The sequence below is a fragment of the Phaeodactylibacter sp. genome, from assembly GCF_022763345.1.
Classification (GTDB): domain Bacteria; phylum Bacteroidota; class Bacteroidia; order Chitinophagales; family Saprospiraceae; genus Phaeodactylibacter.
The window spans coordinates 25,987-32,327 of record NZ_JALEGS010000072.1 but is presented as its reverse complement, the minus strand read 5'-3'; the positions used below and the strand labels follow the sequence as shown (position 1 = coordinate 32,327).

The window sequence follows — 6,341 nt, the reverse complement described above, 5'->3', positions numbered from 1 at the left end:
GGCCTAAGGCACAAACCCGACGCACGCGTATATGCCGACACGAAGTCATGTTTGGTTCCAAATTACTTCGTCGTCGGTATAACCGCTATTTTCAACAACCTGCTGTTTGGAATATTCATCCTGGCAGCGCCTGCGCTCTGCGCGCAACAGATCATAGATACGTCCCCCCCCCCCGATATTACACGCCGTACTGGGTCTTTGCTAACCTCGATTTATACTGACGATTAAGTGGTTTGCCATAGCAAACCTACTCAATGCTTGCCCGTGTTTCGCCGCCTTTGGGCTTTGGCCACCTTAAAGGCATTAGGGTCAGCATTTACGCTGAGAAGTGGCTTGCGCTTGCCCTGACAAGCTACGCTTCGTCAGTGGCCGATGTCGCAAATCCAAGATTCCAGACGATGAATGTCTGGATCAACGACCCGACATTTATCGTTCCCCGTGCTGGTCGTCAGCGCCAGTAGGTGACCACTTCGTATTGCGTATACATCAATAAAGAATCCCGTTTTATCGTACAGGAGGGGGGCTATGCGGAAGTACTTTCCGATGGGCTGCTCAGCGCAGGCTTTGGCGGGCAGGTCCGCATTTAGAAAGGGGGCGAAGCCCGCATCGGCAGTGGCGGCATTTTGCGCGTCAGCCAGGATTCTAAGTGCGTGGTGGAAGACGGTGGCAAGCTGGTACTGGAGCCGGGCGCTATCGTGCAGCTTTGGGACGGGGACGACCCCTTCGGGCGTGCCGTGCTCGAAGTAATCGGCGAGCTGGAAGTACAGGGCAGCATCGACTTCAGCGGCAATGGCTTTTTTGACTTTTTCCAGAGCCATATTCTTAGCCTTACGGGAGGTATTTTCCGCATTGAAGGGTGGGGCATCGGCAAGCGCTTCCTGCGCCTGCGCAACAATACGACCCTTGATATTGGAGACAATACCGTAGAGCTGCTGGAAGGCCTGGCGGAATACGGGAATTATGCCAAAATCTCCGTAGGGCAGGGCGAAGCTTTTATCTCCAACATGGAGCTGAAGACCGGCGGGCAGTTCACACAAACTCCCTCTGCTCAGTTGTTTAGAAAATTTCAGTGAATCAAAATTGTATCCTTTATTTTTTCTCCGTCACCTGGCTGCCGGGGCTTGTTTTTCACCTATACTTATTGTAAAAAGTACGGTAACAAAAATCACCCCCCAAAATGCCAAACCTTCCTTCCCTTTTATGCGCTTTATAAGTACTTTCGGCCAAACGGAATGAAATAATTACCATGAAATTTAATCCATCCTACACCGCTGTCAGCCCCGAGGAAGCGGTCGCATTAGTCAAAACCGGGGACAAGATTTTTATTCACAGTGCTACCGCAGCCCCCAAGACATTAATTGAGGCACTGGCTAAACGGTCAGAAGAGCTCCGAAATATCCAAATCATGCACCTGCATACCGATGCGCCAGCGCCTTACGCCGATGAAGGTATGGAAGACTCCTTCCGGGTGAATAACCTCTTCGTGGGAGGGAATCTGCGGAAAGCCGTACAAGCCGGCCGGGCAGATTATATCCCGATCTTTCTAAGCGAAGTGCCCCTGTTGTTCCGCCGCCAAATCCTTCCGTTAGATGTGGCGATGCTGCAGGTCTCTCCTCCGGATAAAAATGGTTTCTGTACGCTCGGTGTTTCTGTGGATGCCAGCCTCGCCGCTGCCCAATCCGCCAAGACCGTGATCGCGGAGATCAATCCTCAAATGCCGCGTACTCACGGTGATGGCGTTATTCATATCAGCAAGTTCGACCGGGTGACAGAGGTGGACTATGCACTCCCGCAAATTGCCCTGCCTGAGCCTACCGATATCGAAAAGCGCATTGGTCAGCATATCGCGAACCTCGTTGAAGATGGCTCCACCCTGCAAATGGGCATTGGTACCATCCCCAATGCCGCGCTGGCTGCCATGAAAAACCATAAAGAACTGGGTATCCACACCGAGATGTTCTCCGATGGCGTCATTGAGCTGGTAGAGAAAGGGGTGATTACTAATCAACATAAGGTAAAACACCGCAACCACATCGTAACGGGCTTTCTGATGGGTACACAAAAAGTCTACGATTTCGTAGATGACAACCCTCTGGTCCGCTTCCTGGACATCGCTTATGTGAACGATACGGCTGTGATCCGCCAAAACCCCAAAGTGGTGGCCATCAACAGCGCCATTGAAATAGACCTGACCGGACAGGTGTGTGCGGACTCGATCGGTACGCGCGTCTATTCCGGAGTAGGGGGGCAGATGGACTTTATCCGGGGGGCTTCGCTCTCGGAGGGTGGTAAACCGATTATTGCATTGCCTTCTGCGACCAACAAGGGCATCAGCCGTATCACCTGTATGCTGAAGCCAGGGGCAGGTGTTGTGACGACCCGTGCGCACGTGCACTATATTGTTACGGAATATGGCGTAGCCGAAATGTTCGGCCGCAACCTCCGGCAGCGTGCCCGTCAGCTGATTTCCATTGCGCACCCCGACCACCGGGAAGATCTGGAGAAGCAGGCTTACGAGCACCTGCACCTGAAGACCTGGAAGTAACCTACACCTCCCAGTCCTGACTTTTTCGGTACACCGTACCTTTAAATATTGCAGCCAATTGCCCATCGGCCTTACGGACTTCCACCCGGTAAAGGCCGATGCGGCGGCTGCACTGTTCTTCCGTAGCTGTGGCAGTAATGATATCTCCTGCCTTTAGGGGAGCTGTATGTGAAATGGAAGTTTCAATACTCAGCGCATGTCTGCCCTGTGAGTTGGAGGCAAAAGCCAGCGCGCTATCCGCAAGGCTGTAGCTGATCCCACCGTGCGCGATGCCAAAACCGTTGAGCATGGTTTCCCGTACCTCCATCCTTAGCACACAGTGGCCTGCTGCTACCGCTACTACTTCAATGCCCAACCACTGACTAAAAGCATCCTTACTGTACATCTGATCAACGATTCGTTCTGCCTTTTCCATGGTCATTGTTTTGTCTGAAGCCACTCCTTGTTTCGGAGGCATATGGAAAATATTGATTTGTTCCAGCATAATACCATAATATTCTGTATCTTGAGTTATATTTTTTGAATATCCAGGCAGCGTTTCCCCTGACCGAGCCATCTTATTGATAGGTTTCGCCAAGCTTAACCTCCCGCTAACCTGGGTATTTTGAACAACTATGGGTTCCTACATTAGGGGAGAATGCAGTGGTGTAGGGCGTATAGCTCAATAATTTCCTGTGACGGAAAAAGAGATTGTTCAAGGCTGTATTAAAGAAGACCGGCATTGTCAGCAAGCGCTTTTTGTGCGCTATGCTGGGAAGATGCTAGCGGTATGCATGCGGTATACCCGTCACCGGATGGAGGCGGAGGATATTCTGCAGGATGCCTTCGTAAAGGTCTTTGATAATATCCATAAATTCCAATTCAAAGGCTCCTTTGAAGGCTGGATCCGGCGAATTGTCATCAACACCGCCCTGAAAAACTACAGCAAGAAAAGCTTTCAGCAAGAACAAATCGGTCTGGAAAACCAGCCCGAACACTCAACGGAACCAGAATCCTACAAAAACTTAGAACAAGAAGAAATGCTTCGCCTGATCGATCAGCTACCGGAAGGGTACCGCGTGGTCTTCAACCTCTACGCTATTGAGGGGTACAGCCATAAGGAAATCTCCGAGATGCTGGGCATTCAGGAAAGCACATCACGATCCCAATTAGTCAAGGCCAGAAAAATGCTTCAAGGCATGATTGTTAAAATTCAAAAAATTGCAGTATGAACCGACAACATCCCCTGGATGATGCGTTTCGGGACAGATTGCAGGGCCTGACCACCGAAACGCCAATGCATCTTTGGGCGCAAATAGACCAAAAACGCAATTGGAAGCACCGTTTCCTAAATCAGATCCGGCATTACAGACCGTTCGCAACTGTGCTGGCCTCTATGGCCGCCGCAGGGGTAGCTCTGTTGCTTTGGAACAATCAGCAGCCCACACTCACTGCTTTTCCTGTTCTCGCAACACCACATCAACCGCAGATCGCCCTCCGGGCAGCGGCTACACCTTCTGTTACAAAAACGATTGAACAACACAAAGAAATTGAAAGCACTGCTTTCGCAAACACCTCACGCTCTGCGGCGCGCAGCCCGCAATCCACACTCAACACTTCTGATGAGCCGTCCGTCATAGCAGTGCCTAAGGCTACTGTTGCCCAATCGGCAGCCATCGCTACTCAACAATCCACTCAGCAGTTGGCTTCTGCCGTATTGGATTATTCTAAAACGGAAGCCAACCCGCTAGCCACAGCGGAACAGACCACCCTTGCCGTTCCTGCATCGGTCCTGCCAAAGCCTGCGCGTGAAGCGGCACTGCCCGGCATCGCTGCCGTATACGAGCGGGAGCAGAAGGCGGTGTTGCCTGCGCTATTTAATCCGGAGCCAAAGTGTGCACAGTTTGGCAAAGGCAATTGGGGGATATACGTCGACCTGATGGTATCGCCTGACCTGGCTTTTAGTGACCTCGAAGCCCGCAATGCCAACTTCGAAGACTATGCCAAGAGCCGGCGGGAAACGGAGTCTTTCGTCTTTGCCTACAGCGGTGGGGTACGCCTCTCCCTCGAAGCAGCAAACGGTCTGGCTTTCCGCACCGGGATCAACTACTCTCAGGTCAACGAAAAATTCACCTACTTTAATGGTACGGAACGCCGGGAAATCACCGAGCCGGTCCGCGACAATCAGGGAAATATCATTGGGTATGATACAATCGTGACCGTGGGCGAGCGCTACAAAGTGAGCCGCAATACCTACCGTATGCTTGATATCCCATTTATTGTAGGCTACGAAATGGATATGGGCAAGTTTGGGCTGTCGGTTAACGGCGGTGCATACCTCAACCTGCTCTTCCGCCAAAGTGGCGACTTCCTTTCACCAGAGACGCTCACACCCACGCCGCTTAACCCGGAAGACCCCAATACAGTTAGTGTATTCAAGCGGCAGGCTGGCGTAGGCTACTATGGTAGCGTTGCCCTGACCTATGCTACGAAGTCAGGCTTGGAATTACTGATTGAACCGCACTTCAAGATGTTCCCGAATTCAGTTACGCAAGATCAGTTCGCTGTACAGCAGCGCCATATGAATGCGGGTGTGTTTATGGGCATTCGGAAACACTTGTAGATATCACTTACAAGAGACTAAAAAAAATCGCAGCGTTGGTTTCAAACTACTGAAGCCAGCGCTGTTGCTGTTATATAACTTTCCTAAATTCGCTTTCAAACTGATAACACATCAATGAAATATTCAGAACTTGGCCGCACCGGCCTTAAGGTGAGCAAAATTTGCCTGGGCACTATGACTTTTGGCGAGCAGAATACCGAAGCAGAAGGGCACGAGCAACTCAGTTACGCCGTTGAGCAGGGGGTCAATTTTATAGACACCGCTGAAATGTACAGCGTGCCGGGCCGCCCGGAAACGCAGGGCAGCACTGAACGCATCATCGGCACCTGGCTCAAAGGCAGGGGCAGGCGCGATGACGTCATCATAGCCACCAAGGTGACGGGCCCTTCCACCGGGCTAAAGCACATCCGCAACCCACTGCGCTTCACGCCGGAGCAAATCCGTACCGCTATCGAGGGCAGCCTGAACCGCCTGCAGACCGACTACGTCGACTTGTACCAGCTGCACTGGCCGGAGCGCAATACCAATTGTTTCGGCAAGCGCGGCTATAAGCACAACCCCGATGAAGGATGGGAGGACAATTTGCCACAAGTGTTGCAAACCCTGAATGAATTAAAGGAAGAGGGGAAGATCCGGCACTACGGAGTATCTAACGAAACGCCCTGGGGCCTCATGCGCTATCATCATCTGGCAGAAGTGCATAACCTGCCGCGCATGGTTAGTATTCAGAACCCCTACAGCTTACTCAACCGGACATTCGAAGTCGGGCTTTCAGAGGTAGCTATGCGCGAACAAACCGGGCTGCTTGCCTACTCGCCTATGGCTTTCGGGCTGCTGTCGGGCAAGTACCACCGTAAACAGGATCAGCCGCGCGACCGCATTAATAAGTTCAAGCAGCTTTCCCGGTACAATAGTCAGAATTGCCAGGAAGCGACTACCCGTTACCTTTCCATAGCCGAAAACTACGGGCTCAATATGGCGCAAATGTCCCTCGCCTTCGTCAATCAGCAGCCCTTCACAACGGCGAACATCATCGGAGCGACCACGATGGAACAACTGCGGGAAAATATCAGTAGTATTGATGTCACGCTCAGTCAGGATGTACTGAACGAGATAGAAGCCGTGCACGAGGCGATTCCTAACCCTGCACCATAAAAATAAGTGGGTATTGGGCACTTCAATCGCTCAATACCC

At 51.7% G+C, this 6,341-nt stretch carries 7 protein-coding genes; 6 read left to right on the top strand and 1 reads right to left on the bottom strand.

Annotation, left to right across the window (positions count from 1 at the left end; all coding sequences use genetic code 11):
* The first annotated feature begins 461 nt into the window (after positions 1-461).
* The 3 genes from MRY86_RS19650 to MRY86_RS19640 all read left to right on the top strand — a co-directional run bounded on the left by MRY86_RS19650 (position 462) and on the right by MRY86_RS19640 (position 2,545).
* Positions 462-587, top strand: a complete 126-nt coding sequence (locus MRY86_RS19650) for a hypothetical protein (protein ID WP_293570231.1) — start codon at positions 462-464, stop codon at positions 585-587.
* Between the two features lie 36 nt (positions 588-623).
* Entirely contained in the window at positions 624-1,073 is a 450-nt protein-coding gene (locus tag MRY86_RS19645; RefSeq protein ID WP_293570230.1) for a hypothetical protein, read from the top strand.
* A 173-nt stretch (positions 1,074-1,246) separates the two neighbouring features.
* Positions 1,247-2,545 (top strand): acetyl-CoA hydrolase/transferase C-terminal domain-containing protein, encoded by a 1,299-nt coding sequence (locus MRY86_RS19640; RefSeq protein ID WP_293570228.1) that lies wholly within the window; start codon positions 1,247-1,249, stop codon positions 2,543-2,545.
* Position 2,546: 1 nt separating this feature from the next.
* On the opposite strand, the gene paaI is transcribed toward MRY86_RS19640, so the two are convergent.
* Positions 2,547-2,960, bottom strand: a complete 414-nt coding sequence (paaI, locus tag MRY86_RS19635) for a hydroxyphenylacetyl-CoA thioesterase PaaI (RefSeq protein ID WP_293570226.1) — start codon at positions 2,958-2,960, stop codon at positions 2,547-2,549.
* A 259-nt stretch (positions 2,961-3,219) separates the two neighbouring features.
* On the opposite strand from paaI, the gene MRY86_RS19630 reads away from it, so the two are divergent.
* The 3 genes from MRY86_RS19630 to MRY86_RS19620 all read left to right on the top strand — a co-directional run bounded on the left by MRY86_RS19630 (position 3,220) and on the right by MRY86_RS19620 (position 6,302).
* A complete protein-coding gene (locus tag MRY86_RS19630; RefSeq protein ID WP_293570224.1) occupies positions 3,220-3,756 on the top strand; it encodes an RNA polymerase sigma factor in 537 nt (178 codons plus the stop codon).
* Positions 3,753-5,147, top strand: a complete 1,395-nt coding sequence (locus MRY86_RS19625; RefSeq protein ID WP_293570223.1) for a hypothetical protein — start codon at positions 3,753-3,755, stop codon at positions 5,145-5,147. The genes MRY86_RS19630 and MRY86_RS19625 overlap by 4 nt, the downstream gene beginning before the upstream one ends.
* A gap of 114 nt (positions 5,148-5,261) precedes the next feature.
* Positions 5,262-6,302, top strand: coding sequence for an NADP(H)-dependent aldo-keto reductase (locus tag MRY86_RS19620; protein ID WP_293570222.1), 1,041 nt, complete (start codon positions 5,262-5,264; stop codon positions 6,300-6,302).
* Positions 6,303-6,341: the final 39 nt, after the last annotated feature.